The following is an 18,638-nucleotide window of genomic DNA, read 5'->3' as shown; positions in this document are numbered from 1 at the left end:
TCTCCGATGTCCCTCCGTCGTTCCGCTTCCTTTCCCGCCGCCAAGCCGTCCGCCGGGGCGCAGCTCTGGGAGCTGCGTTACCAGGCCTGGGTGCTCGTCACGCCGGCCGGCGCCATCGTGCATCTGTCGGCCGCCGAACGCATCTGTATGCTGGGCCTGCTTGCGCATCCCCGGCGCGAGCTCACCCGCGCGGCGCTGGTCCAGAGCCTGCCCGGGCTGGGCGCGGGCGCCATCAACGTGGTCATCAGCCGTCTGCGCCGCAAGGTGGGCGAGACCGGCGAGGTCTTGCCGCTGCGCACCGTGCACGGCATGGGCTATGTGTTCCTGGCCGGCTTGCGCAGCGACACCGCGCCGCCGCAGGCGACGCCCGCCGCGGGTTGAAATCCGTCCGGCGTCGTGTCCGCCCCGCCAGGCGGGTGCATGGACATCGGCCCGGCGCAGATGCCGCCGCTGTCCGCAAACGACCGCCCCATGCGCCTTTGACGCCGGCATGTCCATCGGCCAAAGGGGGGAAACCCCGACGTTTTAAACAAAAATCGGCTACATTAATGCGTTCTCTGCGTGCCTCATGCTCGCGTGCGGCCGTCGCAATGGCGGTTGGGAGCAGCGCGCTTTTACCTCCGTGAGGAATCCATGCGTTTTTCGCCTCAGCGTGTCTCGGCTTTCGGTCTTGTTGCGACGCTTTCAGTGTTGTTGGCAGCATGCGGCGAAAAGCCCCAGTTCAATCCTGGCATGCCGCAGGTCAGCGTGATCACGGTGCAGCCGCAGCGCGCCGCGGTGGTGTCCGAGCTGCCCGGCCGCGTGGATGCAGTGCGCGATGCACAGATCCGGGCGCGGGTAACCGGCATCGTCCAGAAGATCGCCTTCGAGCAGGGCGGCGACGTCCAGGCCGACCAGTTGCTGTTCAAGATCGACCCGGCGCCCTACCAGGCCGCCTACGACCAGGCCACCGCGCAGCTCAAGCAGGCGCAGGCCGACCTGTTCAGCGCCAAGCTGCTGGCCGAGCGCTACGCGCCGCTGGTCAAGGCCAATGCCGTCAGCAAGCAGGAATACGACAACGCCGTGGCCCGCTACCGGCAGGCCGACGCCAGCGTGGCGGCGGCCAAGGCCAACCTGACCAATGCCAAGATCAACCTGGGCTATACCGACGTGACCTCGCCCATCAAGGGGCGCATCGGCAAGCCGCTGGTGACCGAGGGCGCGCTGGTCGAGGCGACCTCGGCCACCCAGATGGCGACGGTGCAGCAGCTCGACCCGATCTATGTCGACTTCACGCAATCCACCGCCGACCTGGCGGCGCTGCGCCGCGCGTTCGCCGCCGGCAAGCTGCAGCAGGTGGGCAAGGACGCGGTCAAGGTCCAGGTGGTGCTGGAAGACGGCTCGATCTACCCCGAAGCGGGCAAGCTGCTGTTTACCGGCGTGACGGTGGATCCGACCACCGGGCAGGTGAACCTGCGGGCCGAGGTGCCCAATCCCGACAACATCCTGCTGCCCGGCATGTACGTGCGCGTGCGGGTGGACCAGGGCGTCGACGACAAGGCGCTGCTGGTGCCGCAGCAGGCCCTGCAGCGCACCGCCGACGGCATGCAGAGCCTGATGCTGGTCAAGGACAACAAGGTCGAGCAGGTGCCGGTGACCACGGGCAGCGTGATCCACAACCAGTGGGTCATTAACAGCGGCCTGGCGGCGGGAGACGTGGTGGTGGTCGAAGGCTTCCAGAAGATCCGTCCGGGGGCGCCGGTGCAGGCTTCGCCCTGGAACAAGGGGGGCGCGGCGCCTGCCGGCCAGCAGCCCGCTCCTGGCCAGCAGGCGCCGGCCCAGCAGCCCGCCAAGCAGCAGCCCGCCAAGCAGGAACCCGCCAAGCAGGAACCCGCCAAGCAGGAACCCGCCAAGCAGGAACCCGCCAAGCAGGAACCCGCCAAGCAGGAACCCGCCAAGCAGGCGCCGGCCGCAGGCCAGCAGTCCTAAGCGGCGCGCGGCGCCCGACGGCGCCGCGTTCCCTTTTCGTGAGCATCGCTTTCAGAGTCAGCCCACATGCCGCAATTTTTTATTGATAGACCGATTTTTGCCTGGGTAGTCGCACTGTTCATCCTGCTGACAGGGATATTGGCCATTCCCAATATGCCCGTGTCGCAGTATCCGGACGTGGCCCCGCCTGCCATCACGATCACCGCGACCTACCCGGGCGCTTCCGCCAAGGAAGTGGCCGAGTCGGTCACCAGTATCATCGAGGACCAGCTCAACGGCGCCAAGGGCCTGCTGTACTACGAATCGGTCAGCGACTCGTACGGCCAGTCGCAGATCACCGCGACGTTCGCTCCGGGCACCGATCCCGACCTGGCCCAGGTGGACGTGCAGAACCGCGTGTCCAACGTGACGGCGCAGCTGCCCGTGGCGGTGATGCAGCAGGGCCTGCAGTACGAGCAGACCAGCGCCGGCTTCCTGATGATCGTGACGCTGTCGTCCACCGACGGCACGCTCGACCAGACGGCGCTGGCCGACTACATCACCCGCAACGTCAAGAACCCGGTGTCGCGCGTGCCCGGCGTGGGCCAGTTCCAGCTGTTCGCCGCGCCGCGCGCCATGCGCATCTGGGTCGACCCGGACAAGCTGGTGGGCTTCAACCTCAGCATGGCCGAGGTCAACCAGGCCATCAGCCAGCAGAACGTGCTGATTTCGGCCGGCAGCATCGGCGCGCCGCCCAATCCGGACAGCCAGCGCGCCACGGCCACCGTGATCGTCAATGGCCAGTTGAGCACGATCGAGGGCTTCGGCCAGATCGTGCTGCGCGCTAACACCGATGGCTCGAAGGTGTTGCTGCGCGACGTGGCCCGCATCGAGGTGGGCGCGGACAACTACCAGTTCGGCGCGCGCCTGAACGGCAAGCCCACGGCGGCGTTCGCCATCGTGCTCTCGCCCGACGCCAACGCGCTGGCCACCGCCGAGGGCGTGCGCCAGCAGATGGCCTCGCTGTCGCAGTACTTCCCGTCCAACATCCGCTACGACATCCCGTACGACACCGCGCCCTACGTGAAGGTGTCGATCGAGCAGGTGATCCACACCCTGGTCGAAGCCATGGTGCTGGTGTTCCTGGTGATGTTCCTGTTCCTGCAGAACGTGCGCTATACCCTGATCCCGGCCCTGGTGGTGCCGATGGCCATGCTGGGCGCGTTCGTGGTGATGCTGGCGCTGGGCTTCTCGATCAACGTGCTGACCATGTTCGCCATGGTGCTTGCCATCGGGATCCTGGTCGACGACGCCATCGTGGTGGTCGAGAACGTGGAGCGGATCATGGCCAGCGAGGGCCTGTCGCCGAAGGAGGCCACCAAGAAGGCCATGCCGCAGATCAGCGGCGCCATCGTCGGCATCACGCTGGTGCTGGTCACGGTGTTCCTGCCGCTGGCCTTCATGACCGGCTCGGTCGGCGTGATCTATCGCCAGTTCTCGGTCGCGATGGCGGTGTCGATCTTCTTCTCGGCATTCCTCGCGCTCAGCTTCACGCCGGCGCTGTGCGCGACGATCCTCAAGCCCATCCCCAAGGGCCATCACCAGGAAAAGAAAGGCTTCTTCGGCTGGTTCAACCGCAAGTTCGACGCCACCACGCACAACTACCAGAACTGGGTCTCGCGCATCCTGCACAAGGGCGGGCGCATGATGCTGGCGTTCGCGCTGCTGGTGGTGCTGCTGGGCTGGCTGTACATGCGCCTGCCGTCGTCGTTCCTGCCCGAGGAAGACCAGGGCTACGTGGTCAGCAACATCGAACTGCCCACCGGCGCCAGCGCCAACCGCACCATCGAGGTGATCGAGGAAGTCGAGAATTACTTCCGCAACATCCCCGCGGTGGAGAACGTCATCACGGTGCAGGGCTACAGCTTCAACGGCAACGGCCTGAACGCGGCCATCGCGTTCACCACGCTCAAGGATTTCTCCGAGCGCAAGAGCCGCGCCGACTCGGCCGGCGCGATTGCCTTCACGGCTTTTTCCAAGCAGCTGATGGGCATTCACGACGCGCAGGTGTTCACCCTGGTGCCGCCGGCGATTTCGTCGCTGGGCAACGCTTCGGGCTTCGACTTCCGCCTGCAGGACCGCGGCGGCGCCGGCACCGAGGCGCTGGGCGCGGCCACCGCCGAGCTGATGGGCATGGCGGCCAAGAGCCCGGTGCTGTCGCAGGTGCGCATTACCGGGCTGGGACCGGGTTCGCAGCTGAGCCTGACGATCGACCGCGACAAGGCGGCGGCGCTGGGGGTCAACTTCGACGAGGCGGCCACCCTGATCTCCACCGCGGTGGGCTCGGCCTTCCTGAACAAGTTCCCCAACATGGGCCGGATGCAGAACATCTGGGTGCAGGCCGACCAGCAGTACCGCATGCAGGTCGAAGACCTGCTCAAGCTGAACGCCCGTAACAACCAGGGCGGCATGGTGCCGCTGTCGACCTTCGTGTCGGCCAAGTGGGTGCAAGGGCCGGTCCAGGTGGTGCGCTACAACAGCTACGAGTCGGTGCGTATCGGCGGCGACGCGGCGGCGGGCTACACCACCGGCGAAGCCATGCAGGAAATGCAGGACCTGGTGGCCCGCTTGCCGCAGGGCTTCGGCTACGAATGGAACGGCCTGTCCTACCAGGAGCGGCTGGCCGGCAACCAGGCGCCCATCCTGATGGGGCTGGCGCTGCTGGTCGTGTTCCTGGTGCTGGCCGCCCTGTATGAGAGCTGGGCCATCCCGCTGTCGGTGATGCTGGTCGTGCCGCTGGGCATGCTGGGCGCCGTCGCGCTGGTGACGGTGCTGGGCATGTCCAACGACGTGTACTTCCAGGTGGGCATGGTGACGGTGATCGGGCTGGCGGCCAAGAACGCCATCCTGATCGTGGAGTTCGCCAAGGACCAGTACGCGCGCGGGCAGGGCCTGTACGAGTCGGCGGTGGAGGCGGCGCGCCTGCGTTTCCGCCCCATCCTGATGACGTCGCTGGCGTTCATCCTGGGCGTGGTGCCGCTGGCCATCGCCACCGGCGCCGGCGCCGCCAGCCAGCGCGCCGTCGGTATCGGCGTGCTGGGCGGGATGCTGGCGGCCACCCCGTTCGCGGTGATTTTCGTGCCGACCTTCTTCGTGGTGGTGCTGGGCCTGTTCAAGACCCGGCCGCGCCTGCTGGGCGCCGAACTGCGCGCCTTCGAGGAAGAGCAGGCGGCCAAGCGCGCCGCCGAGCAACAGCAGCCGCAGGACGGCGCCGCGACGCCGGCGCCGCAGACCGGCGGTCAGGAGAACAAGGAATGATGGCCGTGATGTGCAAGCGCAGTGCGCTCTCGGTGCTGGTGGCGGCCGCGCTCGCGGGCTGCTCGCTGGCGCCCGACTACAAGCGACCGGAGGCGCCGGTGCAGGCGAACTGGCCGGACCAGCCCAAGGTGCAGTACGGCGCCTACGCCAGCCCGACCTCGCTGGGCGAGCAGCCGGCCGCGGCGGTGGCGCCGCAGGGCGCCACGCCGGCCGACGAGATCGGCTGGTGCGAGTTCTTCCGCGACGCGCGCCTGCAGAAGCTGATCGAACTGGCCCTGGTCAACAACCGCGATCTGCGCGTGGCGGTGCAGCGCGTCGAAGAGGCGCGTGCGCAGTACGGCGTGCAGCGCGGCGCGCAATGGCCCAGCATTGGCGCGGGCATCCAGGGGCAGCGCCAGCATCTGCCGCCCGACATGCGTCCGCTCGGCCCGGATTCGACCTCCATCTCCAGCCAGTACCAGGCCGGCCTGGGGCTGACCACGTTCGAGATCGACCTGTTCGGCCGCCTGCGCAATCTGTCCGAGGCGGCCTACCAGCAGTACCTGTCGACCGAGCAGGCGCAGCGCAGCGTGCACATCACGCTGGTCGGAGCGGTGGCGCAGTCGTACTTCAACCTGCGCGCCGCCGAGGTGCAGCTGGAGTTGACCCAGAAGACGCTGGCCTCGCGCCAGGAGTCGTACAACCTGGTCAAGACGCGCTTTGACGGCGGCGTGGCTTCCGAGCTCGACCTGAACCAATCCAAGTCGCTGCTCGACAGCGCCTCCGCGGACCTGGCGGCGCTGGCGCGGGCGCGCGCAGGCCGCCAACGCCCTGGTGGTGCTGGTCGGGCTGCCGGGCCTGCCCGAGGACCTGCCGGCGCCGGCCGTATTCGGCCGCGACCAGTTGCTGGCCAGCGTGCCGGCCGGGCTGCCGTCCGACCTGCTGACGCGCCGGCCCGACATCCTGGCGGCGGAGAACCAGCTCAAGGCGGCCAATGCCAATATCGGCGCGGCGCGCGCGGCGTTCTTCCCGACCATTTCGCTGACCGGCCTGTTGGGCGTGGCCAGCACGTCGCTGGACACCCTGTTCAAGGGCGGGCAGGGCTATTGGAGCTTCTCGCCGTCGATCACCACGCCCCTGTTCGCCGGCGGCAGCATCCGCGAAGGCCTGAACCTGGCCAAGGCGCGCGACAACATCGCGGTGGCCCAGTACGAACAGAGCATCCAGCAAGCGTTCCGCGAGGTGTCGGATACGCTGGCCGGCGAGGCGACCTACAGCGCGCAGCTCGACGCGCAGCGCGCGTTGCAGGTGGCGGCCGGGCGCACGCTGGAGCTGTCCAACCTGCGCTACAACAATGGCATCGACAGCTATCTGCAGGTGCAGACGGCCCAGGTCGACTTCTTCAACGCGCAGCTCGCGCTGGTGCAGACCGGGCTGGCGGCATTGATCAACCGCGTCGAACTCTACAAGGCGCTCGGCGGCGGCTGGCAGGAATCAACGACGAAGCAACCATGATTGAACTAGGTGTCAACATCGACCATGTGGCCACGCTGCGGCAACAGCGCCACACGGCTTATCCCGACCCGGTGCAGGCGGCGCTGCGCGCCGAGGACGCCGGCGCCGACCTGATCACGCTGCATCTGCGCGAAGACCGCCGCCACATCCAGGACGCCGACGTCTACGCCATCCGCCCCTTGCTGCGCACCCGCATGAACCTCGAGTGCGCGGTCACGCCGGAGATGCTGGAGATCGCCTGCGCGGTCAAGCCCAGCGATGTGTGCCTGGTGCCGGAAAAGCGTACCGAGTTGACGACCGAAGGCGGCCTGGATGTGGCCGGCGCGCAGGCGGCCGTCACCGACGCGGTGCAATTGCTGGCCGAGGCCGGCATCCGGGTGTCGCTGTTCATCGATCCGGACGCGCGCCAGATCGAGGCGGCGGCGCGCGCCGGCGCGCCGGTCATCGAGCTGCACACGGGCGCCTACGCCGAGGCGCGCGACGATGCCGCGGTGCAGGCCGAGCTGGCGCGCGTGCGCGCCGCCGTGGCCGAGGGGCTGCGCCATGGCTTGCGCGTCAACGCCGGCCATGGGCTGCATTACGGCAACGTGCAGGCGGTGGCGGCGCTCGACGGCATCGCCGAACTGAACATCGGCCATGCCATCGTGGCCCAGTCCATCTTCGACGGCTGGGACAAGGCGGTGCGCGACATGAAGGCGCTGATGGTGCAGGCGCGCCTGGCGGCCGTGCGCGGCCACGCCTGAAGCAGGGCGGGGCGCCCGGCGTATTATCATCACGATATCGCGTCGCGGCCGCGCCGCGCGCTCCACTGCAGGAATCCGAACCACATGAGCTCCGTTTCCGCGGCCGGCGCGACGCCGCCCGCGTCGCCCGGCTGCATCGCCGGCATCGGCATGGACCTGTTGCGCATCGAACGCATCGAGCGCGCGCTGGCGCGCCATGGCGACCGTTTCGCGCAGAAGATCCTGGGGCCGAAGGAGCTGGCCAAGTTCCAGGCGCGCCGCCGCCGCGACCCGGCGCGCGGCGTGCGTTTCCTGGCCACCCGCTTTGCCGCCAAGGAAGCCTTTTCCAAGGCCATCGGGCTGGGCATGCGCATGCCCATGAGCTGGCGACGGGTGCAGACCCTGAATGCGCCGGGCGGGCGGCCGGTGCTGGTGATCGGCGCCGAGCTGGCCGATTGGTTCGATGCGCGCTTCGGCGCGGCGCATGTGTCCATTACCGACGAGTCCGATATGGCCGCGGCCTACGTCATCGTCGAACGCAAACCGGCGCCCGACGGCCGGCCGTGAGGCCGGCGCGGCCGCCATCCCAACCGAGGCTAGAGCCATGTCCAGCAAGAAGAAAACCAAGCCCGTCCTGCCTCCCGGTCCCGTCATGGTGGATGTGGCCGGCACGACGCTGACCAAGGACGAGAAGCGCCGCCTGCGCAACCCCCTGGTGGGCGGGGTGATCCTGTTCGCGCGCAATTTCACCGATCGCCGGCAATTGTGCGCGCTGACGCGGGCCATCCACAAGGCGCGCAAGGAGCCGCTGCTGATCGCGGTGGACCACGAGGGCGGCCGCGTGCAGCGCTTTCGCGACGATGGCTTTACCGCGTTGCCGCCCATGCAGGAACTGGGCAAGCTGTGGGACCGCGATCCGCTGGCGGCGATGCGGCTGGCGACCGAGGCCGGCTACGTGCTGGCCGCCGAGCTGCGCGCCTGCGGCGTCGATCTCAGCTTCACGCCGGTATTGGACCTCGACTACGGCGTGAGCAAGGTGATCGGCAATCGCGCCTTCCACCATGACGCACGCGTGGTCACCATGCTGTCGCGCGCGCTGACGCAGGGCCTGGCGCTGGCGGGCATGGCGGCCTGCGGCAAGCATTTCCCCGGCCATGGGTTCGTGGGCGCCGATTCGCACCACGAGATCCCGGTCGATCCGCGGCCGCTCGCGCGCATCCTGAAGGATGACGCGGCGCCTTACGCCTGGCTGGGCGACCTGGTCATGCCGGCTGTCATGCCGGCGCATGTGATCTATCCGAAGGTCGATGCCCAGCCCGCGGGTTTTTCGCGCCGCTGGGTCAGCGAGATCCTGCGTGAACGGCTGGGCTACGATGGCGTGGTGTTCTCCGACGATCTGACCATGGAGGGCGCGTCGGTGGCGGGCGACATCCTGGCCCGCGCCGAGGCGGCCCTGGGCGCCGGCTGCGACATGGTGCTGGTATGCCGCCCGGACCTGGCCGACGAGCTGCTGGACCGCCTGCAGGTCCAGCATCCGGCCGCCTCGGTCGAGCGCATCCGCCGGCTGTTGCCGCGGTTCGCCGCGCCGGACTGGGACACTTTGCAGAATGACAGCCGCTATCAGCATGCCCGACGACTTCAATCTCAAATCGTTTCTGGCTGACCTGCCGCACCTGCCCGGCGTGTACCGGCATCTCGATGCCGCCGGGGAGGTGATGTATGTCGGCAAGGCGCGCGATCTCAAGAAACGCGTATCGTCGTATTTCCAGAAGAACCTGGCCAGCCCGCGCATTGCGCAGATGGTGGCCAAGGTGGCCAGCGTGGACGTCACCGTCACGCGTTCGGAGGCCGAGGCGCTGCTGCTCGAGAACAACCTCATCAAGAGCCTGCGGCCGCGCTACAACATCCTGTTCCGCGACGACAAGTCGTATCCCTATCTGCTGATCACCGGCCACGCGTGGCCGCGCATCGCGTATTACCGCGGCGCCACCAGCAAGCGGGGGCAGTACTTCGGCCCGTACCCCAATTCGTGGGCCGTGCGCGAGACCATCCAGATCCTGCAGAAAGTGTTCCGCCTGCGCACCTGCGAGGACACGGTCTTCGCCAATCGCTCGCGTCCCTGTCTGCTGCACCAGATCGGCCGTTGTTCGGCGCCGTGCGTGGGCGTGATCGAGGCCGAGGACTACGCCCACGACGTGCAGCGCGCCGTGCGCTTTCTCAACGGCGAGGCGCGCGAAGTCATGGACGAGATCGAAGCCCGCATGCTGCAGGCCTCGACCGAGCTGCGCTTCGAGGAAGCGGCGGTGCTGCGCGACCAGATGGGCTCGCTGTCCAAGGTGCTGCACCAGCAGACCATGGAAAACGTCGGCGGCGACGACACCGATGTGATCGCCGTGGCGTCGGCCGGCGGCAAGATCTGTGTCAACCTGGCCATGGTGCGCGGCGGGCGCCACCTGGGCGACAAGCCGTTCTTTCCCACGCATGCCGAGGGCGAGCAGCCGGCCCAGGTGCTGGAGGCCTTCGTGGCGCAGCATTACGCCGACGGCGCCATGCCGCCCGTGCTGGTCTGTTCGCACGCGCTGCCCGACAGCGGCCTGGTCGGCCTGCTGGCCGAGCAGGGCGGCACCCGCGTGGCCCGGGTGCTGACCCGTCCGCAGGGCGTGCGCCGCTCATGGCTGGAGCAGGCGCAGAAAAACGCCGAGATGGCGCTGGCGCGGGCACTGACCGAATCGGGCGCGCGCGCCGGGCGCACCCTGGCGCTGGCCGAGGCGCTGGATCTCGATACCGACGAGGAGTCGCTCGATGCTTTGCGCATCGAATGCTTCGATATCAGCCACACCGCCGGCGAAGCGACGCAGGCCTCGTGCGTGGTGTTCCTGCATCACGACATGCAGCCGTCGCTGTATCGCCGTTACAACATCGTGGGCATTACCCCGGGCGACGATTATGCGGCGATGCGGCAGGTGCTGACGCGCCGCTTCGGCAAGGTGACCGACGGCGAGGCGCCCATGCCGGGGCTGGTGCTAATCGACGGCGGCAAGGGCCAGGTCGAGGTGGCCCGCCAGGTGTTCGTCGAACTCGGGCTGGACATCCAGTCCCTGGTGGGGGTGGCCAAGGGGGAGGGCCGCAAGGTGGGGCTGGAAACCCTGGTGTTCGCCGACGGGCGGCCGCCCGTCGCGCTGGGCAAGGAATCGGCGGCCCTGATGCTGATTGCGCAGGTGCGCGACGAGGCGCACCGCTTTGCCATCACCGGCATGCGCGCGCGCCGCGCCAAGACGCGCAATGTCTCGCGCCTGGAAGAAATCGAAGGGATCGGGGCGCGCCGGCGCCAGCGGCTGCTGGCGCGCTTTGGCGGCCTGTCGGGCGTCAGTTCGGCCAGCATCGAAGACCTGGCTTCGGTCGAGGGTATTTCGCAGGAATTGGCCGTGCGCATCTATGATGCGCTGCATGGCTGACATCCGCCCGCCGCGCCGGTGAGGTAGCATACGGTCACTATGCCGATAAACGTACCCATTTTCCTGACCTGGCTGCGGATCGCCATGATTCCGCTGGTGGTCGGCCTGTTCTACCTGCCCGAGAGCTGGATGTCCGTGCCCATGCGCGACACCTTCGCGGCCTGGGCGTTCATTATCGCGGCCCTGACCGACTGGTTCGACGGATGGCTGGCGCGGCGCTGGAACCAGACCTCGGCCTTCGGCGCGTTCCTGGACCCGGTGGCCGACAAGCTGATGGTCTGCGCGGCGCTGATCGTGCTGCTGGACCTGAGCCGCGTCGATGCCTTCATTTCGCTGATCATCATCGGCCGGGAAATCACCATTTCGGCGTTGCGCGAATGGATGGCCAAGATCGGCGCCAGCGCGAGCGTGGCGGTGCATCGGCTGGGCAAGTTCAAGACGGCGGCGCAGATGGTGGCGATACCGTGCCTGCTGTATGACCAGCCGCTGTTCGGCCTGAGCAGCCGCCTGATCGGCGACGTGCTGATCGTGGTGGCGGCGGTGCTGACCGTCTGGTCGATGCTGTATTACCTGCAGCGGGCCTGGCCCGCCATCCGCGAAAAGTCGCAGTGAGCGTACGCGGCCGGGCGCAGGCCCGGGCAATACAAGAGGCGAAGCGCGCTGCGCGCCATTCGTCCATGGTGTGGCGGGCTGGTTCGCGGCCGCCGCTTTCTGGAGACCGCGAAGCGCCGCCGCCATCGGCGCACTTCGCTCCTGCCCCCGCCGTGGGGCCGTGATGGCTATGAATTCGGAAACCGCTGTACTGGATAGCCCCGCCCTGCGCCGGCGCGATTGGCAAATCATCCTGCTGATAGGCGTGGCGCACTCGTCTTCCCATTTCTTCCAGCTGGTGCTGCCCTCGCTGTATGTGTCGCTGGGCACGGAGTTCGGACTGGATTTCGCCCGGCTGGGCCTGCTGGTGTCGGTGTTCTACGTGGTCTCCGGCCTCGGGCAGGCATCCTCGGGCTTTGTCGTCGACCGCATCGGCGCGCGGCCCGTGCTGTGGTTCGGACTGGCCTGCTTCGTCCTGTCGGCGGTGCTGATCGGCGCGGCCAGCGGCTATGCCATGCTGATGCTGGCGGCGGCCATCGGCGGTATCGGCAATTCGGTGTTCCATCCGGCCGACTATTCCATCATCAACCATCGCGTCAGCCCGCCGCGGCTGGGCCATGCGTTCAGCCTGCACGGGCTGACCGGCAACCTGGGCTGGGCCCTGACGCCGGTGTTCATCACCACCATCACGCTGCTGGCCAGTTGGCGCGTGGCGGCGTTTTCGGCCGCCGCGCTGGTGGCCGTGGTGCTGCTGATGACGGTGATCGGCCGCGACCTGCTGGGCGGCGCCGCGCCGGCCGAGGCGGGCGGCAAGAGCGCCGCGCGGCCGGCCGCCCAGGAAAGCGTCTGGCAGACGCTGGCGGCCCTGCTGGCCCGGCCGGCGCTGTGGGGCGCCTTCCTGTTCTTCGCCTGCACCTCGATCGCGCTGTCGTCGGTGCAGAACTACACCATCCCGCTGCTGGGCCAGCTCTACGATCTGTCCAAGGTGGCGGCCAGCTCGGCGCTGTCGGGCTATATGGTGGCGTCCGCGCTGGGCATGGCCGCCGGCGGCTTCCTGGTGTCGGCCACCCCCCGCACCGAGCTGACGGTGACCGCCGCGCTGATCATGGCGGGGCTGACGCTGGTCGTGCTGGCCATGGGTTGGGTGCCGGCCGGATGAGCGGCGCTGGTGGTCGGACTGGCCGGGTTCTGTTCGGGCGTGGCGGCGCCGTCGCGCGACATGCTGATCCGCCGGGTCACGCCCAAGGGCGCGACCGGCTCGGTGTACGGGCTGGTGTATTCCGGCATGGACGTCGGGTCGGCCCTGGGGCCGCTGGGTTTCGGCCTGCTGCTCGATGCCGGCATGGCGCATGGCCCGTGGGTCGGCGCCGGCGTGGCGTTCGCCGCCGCCGCCCTGCTGGCGCAATGGATCGCGATGCAGGCGCGCCGCACCGCGCTGAACGCGGCTATTGGCGCGCCGTGCGGACGTCGGCCGGCGGCGCGCTTTCGAAGTTGCTGCGCCACGGATTGATGTCCAGCCCGCCGCGTCGCGTGTAGCGCGCGTAGACGGTGAGCTGGCGCGGCTGGCAGGCGCGCATGATGTCGCCGAAGATGCGTTCCACGCAATGCTCGTGGAATTCCGCATGCTGGCGAAACGACACCACGTACTTCAGCAGCGCCGCGCGGTCGATCGGCCGGCCGCGGTAGCGCACCTGCAGGCTGGCCCAGTCGGGCTGGCCGGTGACCGGGCAGTTCGACTTCAGCAGGCGCGTGGCCAGCGTTTCCTCCACCTCGTCGCCGGGCGCGCATTGCAGCAATTGCGGCGCCGGCTCGTAGGTGTCGATCTCGATGTCCAGCTTGTCTATATAGATGCCGTCCAGTTCGGCCATGTTCAATTCGCCAAAGCGCTGCGGGCTGATGAACTCCAGCCCCACGGGCGCGCCGGCGGCGGCGGCCAGGTCGCGCTCCAGGCGGTCGCGCAGCGCCTGCGCATTCGGCAGCCGCGTCTGGTTGAACGAATTCAGGTACAGCTTGAACGACTTGGATTCGACGATGTTGGGACTGTCGGCGGGAAAGCTGAAGGTGGCCATGGCCACGCGCGGCTTGCCCCGCGCGTCCAGCCACGAGAGCTCGTAGGCATTCCAGAGGTCGACGCCGGTAAAGGGCAGGGCGGCGCCCAGTTGCAGGCTCGCGCGGTTGGTCGCGCGCGGGATGGGAAACAGCAGGCCGGGGTCGTACTGCGAGGGGTAGGCGACGTGTTGGCCCAGCGGGGCGTTGGACAGCGACATGGAAACCGGATCCGCGTAAGCAATGATGCCCGCATTGTAGGCGCTTCCACGGCCCGCTTTTTTTGCAATGTGAAAAGCCGACTCCGTCATATGAAAGTGCGTGTTGCGCGGCAATGCGATGGCATTTCACAGACAACAATTGCGTTTCGTAATCCGAAATTTAAAATATAACTACTTGATTTTCAATATATAAAATTTTTGTCTTATATAAGATATAAGCCCGCATTGCCCTGCAGCAAAGGCATAGACTCTCTCCAACGATTCGCGCTTTGAAAACCGCCGGATCAACGCCTTTCCAAACCTGAGCAGGAGCACACCATGAGCAATCGCGAAACCGAAATCCGCAACTTGCAGAAAGACTGGGCCGAGAACACCCGCTGGCAGGGCATCAAGCGCGCCTACAGCGCCGAGGATGTGATCCGCCTGCGCGGCTCGGTGGCCGTCGAGCATTCGCTGGCGCGCCGCGGCGCGACCCGCTTGTGGGATTCGTTGCATAGCGAGCCCTTCGTCAATTCGCTGGGCGCGTTGACCGGCAACCAGGCCATGCAGCAGGTCAAGGCCGGCCTGAAGGCCATCTACCTGTCCGGCTGGCAGGTGGCCGGCGACGCCAACCTGGCCGGCGAGATGTACCCGGACCAGTCGCTGTACCCCGCCAACTCGGTGCCGCAGGTGGTGCGCCGGATCAACAACGCCCTGGCGCGTTGCGACCAGATCCAGTGGATGGAAGGCAAGAACCCGGGCGACCAGGATTACATCGATTACTACGCGCCCATCGTGGCCGATGCCGAGGCCGGTTTCGGCGGCGTGCTCAACGCCTTCGAACTGATGAAGGCCATGATCGAGGCGGGCGCGGCTGGCGTGCACTTCGAAGACCAGCTGGCTTCGGTGAAGAAGTGCGGCCACATGGGCGGCAAGGTGCTGGTGCCGACCCGCGAGGCTGTGTCCAAGCTGGTCTCGGCCCGCCTGGTCGCCGACGTGATGGGCACGCCCACCATCCTGCTGGCCCGCACCGACGCCGACGCGGCCGACCTGGTGACCAGCGACGTGGATGAGAACGATCGCCCGTTCATCACCGGCGAGCGCACGGTGGAAGGCTTCTTCCGCACCCGCGCCGGCCTGGACCAGGCGATTTCGCGCGGCCTGGCCTACGCGCCGTATGCCGACCTGATCTGGTGCGAAACCTCCACGCCCAACCTGGAGTATGCGCGCAAGTTCGCCGAGGCCGTCCATCGCCAGTTCCCGGGCAAGCTGCTGGCGTACAACTGCTCGCCCTCGTTCAACTGGAAGAAGAACCTGGACGACGGCACGATCGCCAAGTTCCAGCGCGAACTCGGTGCGATGGGCTACAAGTTCCAGTTCATCACGCTGGCCGGCTTCCACGCGCTGAACTACGGCATGTTCGAATTGGCGCACGGCTATGCGCGCCGCCAGATGAGCGCTTTCGTGGAATTGCAGCAGAAGGAGTTCGCCGCCGCCGAACTGGGCTTTACCGCGGTCAAGCACCAGCGCGAAGTCGGCACCGGCTACTTCGACGCCGTGACCCAGACCATCGAAGGCGGCCAATCCTCGACCACGGCCCTGACCGGCTCGACCGAGGAAGTGCAGTTCGAGCAGGGCGGGCAGGCCGTCAAGGCGGCGTGATCGGGCGGCGCCCGCCCCGCATGGGGCCGGCGCCAGCAAGTGTAGTTGCAGGGTGGATTTGGGGCGTCCTCGGACGCCCCCTTTTTTTTTGCCGCCGGGCCGCCCCAAGGCAAAAAAGCCCCCTCGGGGGGCAGCAAGCCCGCACAGCGGGCGCAGCGTGGGGGTCTTTTCCCATCGCGGCAGCGACCGGGTGCCTGTCCCCGCCGGGACAGGCACCTGGAATCTGCGCGTGCCGTCGACGGGTGCCAGTCCCCCTGCGGGGACAGGCCCCCCGCGCATCGGGACAGGACCGGGCGCGCGGATGGCTCCGGGGCGGGCCGTGCGCACTTTATGCTAATGTCTGACGCCTCTTTTCCTGCATGGCGTGCTTCATGGCCCTGGTTCTGGCCCGTTTCGGGTTTGGTTTCTGCATGCTGCTGGCGGCGCTGATGCTGCTGGTGGCGGCGACGCTGCTGGCTACCCGGCTGGTAGGGTGGGCCGTGCGCGCTTTCGCGCTGGAGCGTTCGCAGGCGCTGGCCAGCGGCGTGGCGATTTTCCTCCTGGTGGCGTTGGCCCTGTGGGGCTGCCATGCGGTGGGCGAGATCCTGTATGGCGCCATCGGCGCCACGGCCCTGGTGGGCGGCGCGCCCCATTGGCTGGCGGGCAACAGCCACGTGTCGGCCGCGGCCTTGATGGGCGCCACCACGGCGGCGGCCATGCTGGCCGGCGGCCCGGCTTTCTGGCGCTGGCTGCGCGCCCGGCGCGCCGCCGCGGCCGAGCAGCCGGCGCCCCGCAAGGCGGCGCCGCCCAAGGGGGCGAAGCCGGCCGCCCGCGCCGCCAAGGCCGCTGCCAAGACGCAGATCGCCCCGCGCGGCCAGCGCATTCCCTGGCTGGGCTGGACGGCTTTCTTCCTGTTGTTCATCGGCGCGGCCGTGCTGGCGTTCGCCTATATCGTCTCGCCCATCGAAGCCGGCGCTAGCTGCGAACTGTCAATAGGTTGTATTCGTCCAGGTTGAGTCTGGAGATGGGTACAGCGCGCCCGATGCCTTGGTGGGGTCGATGCCAGTTGTAGTGGTGTAGCCAGGATTTCATGGCATCGGCTCGGTGTTGGGAGTTCTGGTAGGTGTGAGCGTAAGCCCACTCACGCAAGGCCGACTGGATGAAGCGTTCGGCCTTGCCATTGGTCTGTGGGCGGTAAGGTCGGGTAAAGCGGTGCTTGATGCCCAGCTCATGGCACAGCGCGGCGAAGGCGCGGCTGCGAAAGGCCGAGCCATTGTCGGTGAGCAAGCGCTGGATGGTCACGCCCAGGCGCTGGTAGTAGGCCACTGCGTCCTTGAGGAACTGGACGGCGCTGGGGAAGCGCTCGTCGGGGTGGATGTCGGTGAAGGCCACGCGGGCGTGGTCATCGATGGCCACGAAGACGAAGTCCCAGCCGGCCCCCTCAACGGTATCGCGTCGGTTGCCCGTGACCCGGTGGCCAGGGCGCTGGATACGTCCCAGCTTCTTGATGTCGATGTGCAGCAGATCGCCGGGGGCCTGATGCTCGTAGCGCACCACCGGCTCGGCCGGCTCCAGGTCGGCCAGGTGCGACAGACCGGCGCGGGCCAGGACGCGGCTGACGGTGCTGGCTGACACGCCCAGCGCCTGGGCGATGCGCGCTTGGGTCAGCCGCTTGCGGCGCAGCTCCACGATAGCCAGCGCCTTGGCCGGCGCAATCGCTCGGGGCGAGACCGTCGGGCGCGAGGACGCATCGGCCAAGCCCGCCTGGCCCTGAGCCAGGAAGCGGCCCAGCCATTTGCGCACAGTCGGCGCGGTGACCCCATAGGCGCGGGCCGCTTCAGGCACACAAACTTGATGGGCGATCAATTGCTGGACCATTTCGAGTCGACGTAGGAAGGTCAATCGGGCATGCTTATGGGTGTTCATCCGGCCGGGCTCCTTGAGTGAACTGGGGGATCGGCGATTTCCAGTTTCTCAAATCCGGTTCGGATGAACCATGCATACAACCTATTGAATCTTCACAACTAGCGGCCGGCCGACAGTAGAATAGCCTCGCGCGCCCGCTTGCCGTTGCCCGCTTTCCTGACGCCGCGCGCCGGAAGTCCGTCTTCAATCCGCGAGGCTCATGATGCAGACCGAATCCAATCCCCTGGCCGAACGCTTCATTGCGCGCAACCTGCTCGACCTGGCCATCCGCATTACCCTGATCGGCGGGCTGACCGTCTGGTGCTACCGGGTCGCCGAACCCTTCATCGGCATGCTGCTGTGGTCCATCATCCTGGCGGTCACCCTGGCGCCGCTGCACATGCGGCTGACCCGCTTGCTGGGCGCGCGCCCGCGGCTGGCCGCCGTCGTGCTGACGCTGGCCACCATGCTGGTGCTGCTGGTGCCCGGCGCCATGCTGACCGCGTCGCTGGGCGACTCGCTGGTGAACATCTTCCATCACTCCACCGGCCGGATCGTGCGCATCCCGGCGCCGCCGGACTTCGTGATCGAACTGCCGCTGATCGGCGTACGCCTGCACGAAATCTGGCTGCAGGCGATGACCAACCTGCAGGACGTGCTCAAGCCCTTGCAACCCCACCTGGCCACCGCCGGCCGCTGGCTGCTGGCGGGCATGGCCAGCGCCGGCCTGGGCATCGCCGTCTTCCTGGCCTCGATCGCCATCGCGGGCGTCATCCTGGTCTATGCCGACCCGGCCAAGCGCGCCGCGCACGCGATCGGCGTGCGCATCGCCGGGCCCGAACAGGGCGTCGCGCTGGCGCAGCTGACGGCCGCCACCATCCGGGCCGTGGCCCAGGGCGTGATCGGCGTGGCCCTGATCCAGGCCGTGCTGGCCGGCCTGGGTTTCCTGCTGGCCGGCGTGCCGGCCGCCGGGCTGTGGGCCATCGTGGCGCTGCTGATCTGCATCGTGCAGCTGCCCCTGTTCCTGCTGATGGTGCCCATGGTGGTGTACGTCTTCCTGAACAACACCCCCACGGTCGCCATCGTGTTCGCCGTCTGGTGCCTGCTGGTGTCGCTGTGCGACAACGTGCTCAAGCCGCTGATGCTGGCGCGCGGGGTCGACATCCCCATCCCGGTCATCCTGATCGGGGCCCTGGGCGGCGTGCTGGCCGCTGGCATCGTCGGCCTGTTCCTGGGATCGGTGGGGTTCGGGCTGGGCTATGTCCTGTTCATGCAGTGGGTGCGCCAGCAGTCGCCGGCCGGCTGAGCCGGCGCGCGCC

At 67.9% G+C, this 18,638-nt stretch carries 13 protein-coding genes and 2 pseudogenes; 13 read left to right on the top strand and 2 right to left on the bottom strand.

Annotated elements, in window-relative coordinates:
* Positions 1 to 6: 6 nt before the first annotated feature.
* From BN118_RS10580 to BN118_RS10535, 10 genes and pseudogenes are all read left to right on the top strand, one after another.
* Positions 7 to 381: a helix-turn-helix domain-containing protein gene (locus BN118_RS10580; protein ID WP_014905805.1), complete on the top strand. Its 375-nt coding sequence runs from the start codon at positions 7 to 9 to the stop codon at positions 379 to 381.
* 252 nt (positions 382 to 633) lie between these two features.
* On the top strand, positions 634 to 1,968 hold the full coding sequence (locus BN118_RS10575) for an efflux RND transporter periplasmic adaptor subunit (protein ID WP_014905804.1): 1,335 nt from the start codon (positions 634 to 636) through the stop codon (positions 1,966 to 1,968).
* A gap of 66 nt (positions 1,969 to 2,034) precedes the next feature.
* Positions 2,035 to 5,265 carry an efflux RND transporter permease subunit gene (locus tag BN118_RS10570; protein ID WP_014905803.1) on the top strand — a complete coding sequence of 1,077 codons (3,231 nt, stop codon included), beginning with the start codon at positions 2,035 to 2,037 and terminating at the stop codon, positions 5,263 to 5,265.
* Positions 5,262 to 6,759, top strand: a pseudogene (locus tag BN118_RS10565) (efflux transporter outer membrane subunit). The gene BN118_RS10570 and the pseudogene BN118_RS10565 overlap by 4 nt, the downstream one beginning before the upstream one ends.
* Entirely contained in the window at positions 6,756 to 7,502 is a 747-nt protein-coding gene (pdxJ, locus tag BN118_RS10560; protein ID WP_003810344.1) for a pyridoxine 5'-phosphate synthase, read from the top strand. Before BN118_RS10565 ends, pdxJ begins: the two are co-directional and overlap by 4 nt.
* 84 nt (positions 7,503 to 7,586) lie before the next feature.
* The gene (gene acpS, locus BN118_RS10555; RefSeq protein WP_010930724.1) at positions 7,587 to 8,048 is read left to right on the top strand and encodes a holo-ACP synthase; all 462 of its coding nucleotides are present in this window, start codon (positions 7,587 to 7,589) and stop codon (positions 8,046 to 8,048) included.
* A 37-nt stretch (positions 8,049 to 8,085) separates the two neighbouring features.
* On the top strand, positions 8,086 to 9,144 hold the full coding sequence (nagZ, locus tag BN118_RS10550; protein ID WP_010930725.1) for a beta-N-acetylhexosaminidase: 1,059 nt from the start codon (positions 8,086 to 8,088) through the stop codon (positions 9,142 to 9,144).
* Positions 9,107 to 10,936, top strand: a complete 1,830-nt coding sequence (uvrC, locus tag BN118_RS10545) for an excinuclease ABC subunit UvrC (protein WP_014905802.1) — start codon at positions 9,107 to 9,109, stop codon at positions 10,934 to 10,936. Before nagZ ends, uvrC begins: the two co-directional genes overlap by 38 nt.
* A gap of 39 nt (positions 10,937 to 10,975) precedes the next feature.
* Positions 10,976 to 11,548 (top strand): CDP-diacylglycerol--glycerol-3-phosphate 3-phosphatidyltransferase, encoded by a 573-nt coding sequence (gene pgsA, locus BN118_RS10540; RefSeq protein WP_003810356.1) that lies wholly within the window; start codon positions 10,976 to 10,978, stop codon positions 11,546 to 11,548.
* 163 nt (positions 11,549 to 11,711) lie between these two features.
* Positions 11,712 to 13,037 (top strand): annotated as a pseudogene (locus BN118_RS10535) (MFS transporter).
* Here BN118_RS10535 and queF read toward each other — a convergent pair.
* Entirely contained in the window at positions 12,973 to 13,794 is an 822-nt protein-coding gene (gene queF / locus BN118_RS10525) for an NADPH-dependent 7-cyano-7-deazaguanine reductase QueF (RefSeq protein ID WP_010930727.1), read from the bottom strand. The pseudogene BN118_RS10535 and the gene queF overlap by 65 nt on opposite strands.
* 318 nt (positions 13,795 to 14,112) lie before the next feature.
* Here queF and aceA point away from each other — a divergent pair, with 318 nt between their 5' ends.
* Entirely contained in the window at positions 14,113 to 15,435 is a 1,323-nt protein-coding gene (aceA, locus tag BN118_RS10520; protein ID WP_010930728.1) for an isocitrate lyase, read from the top strand.
* A 371-nt stretch (positions 15,436 to 15,806) separates the two neighbouring features.
* Positions 15,807 to 16,430, top strand: coding sequence for a hypothetical protein (locus tag BN118_RS10515; RefSeq protein WP_227914989.1), 624 nt, complete (start codon positions 15,807 to 15,809; stop codon positions 16,428 to 16,430).
* Here BN118_RS10515 and BN118_RS10510 read toward each other — a convergent pair.
* The gene (locus BN118_RS10510; protein ID WP_014905422.1) at positions 16,390 to 17,340 is read right to left on the bottom strand and encodes an IS481-like element IS481 family transposase; all 951 of its coding nucleotides are present in this window, start codon (positions 17,338 to 17,340) and stop codon (positions 16,390 to 16,392) included. The genes BN118_RS10515 and BN118_RS10510 overlap by 41 nt on opposite strands.
* 199 nt (positions 17,341 to 17,539) lie before the next feature.
* Here BN118_RS10510 and BN118_RS10505 point away from each other — a divergent pair, with 199 nt between their 5' ends.
* On the top strand, positions 17,540 to 18,625 hold the full coding sequence (locus BN118_RS10505; RefSeq protein WP_010930782.1) for an AI-2E family transporter: 1,086 nt from the start codon (positions 17,540 to 17,542) through the stop codon (positions 18,623 to 18,625).
* The last annotated feature ends 13 nt before the right edge of the window (positions 18,626 to 18,638 follow it).

The organism is Bordetella pertussis 18323, from assembly GCF_000306945.1.
Lineage (GTDB): Bacteria > Pseudomonadota > Gammaproteobacteria > Burkholderiales > Burkholderiaceae_B > Bordetella > Bordetella pertussis.
The sequence above is the reverse complement of the archived record's forward strand: the minus strand, read 5'-3'. Positions and strand labels throughout refer to the sequence as shown.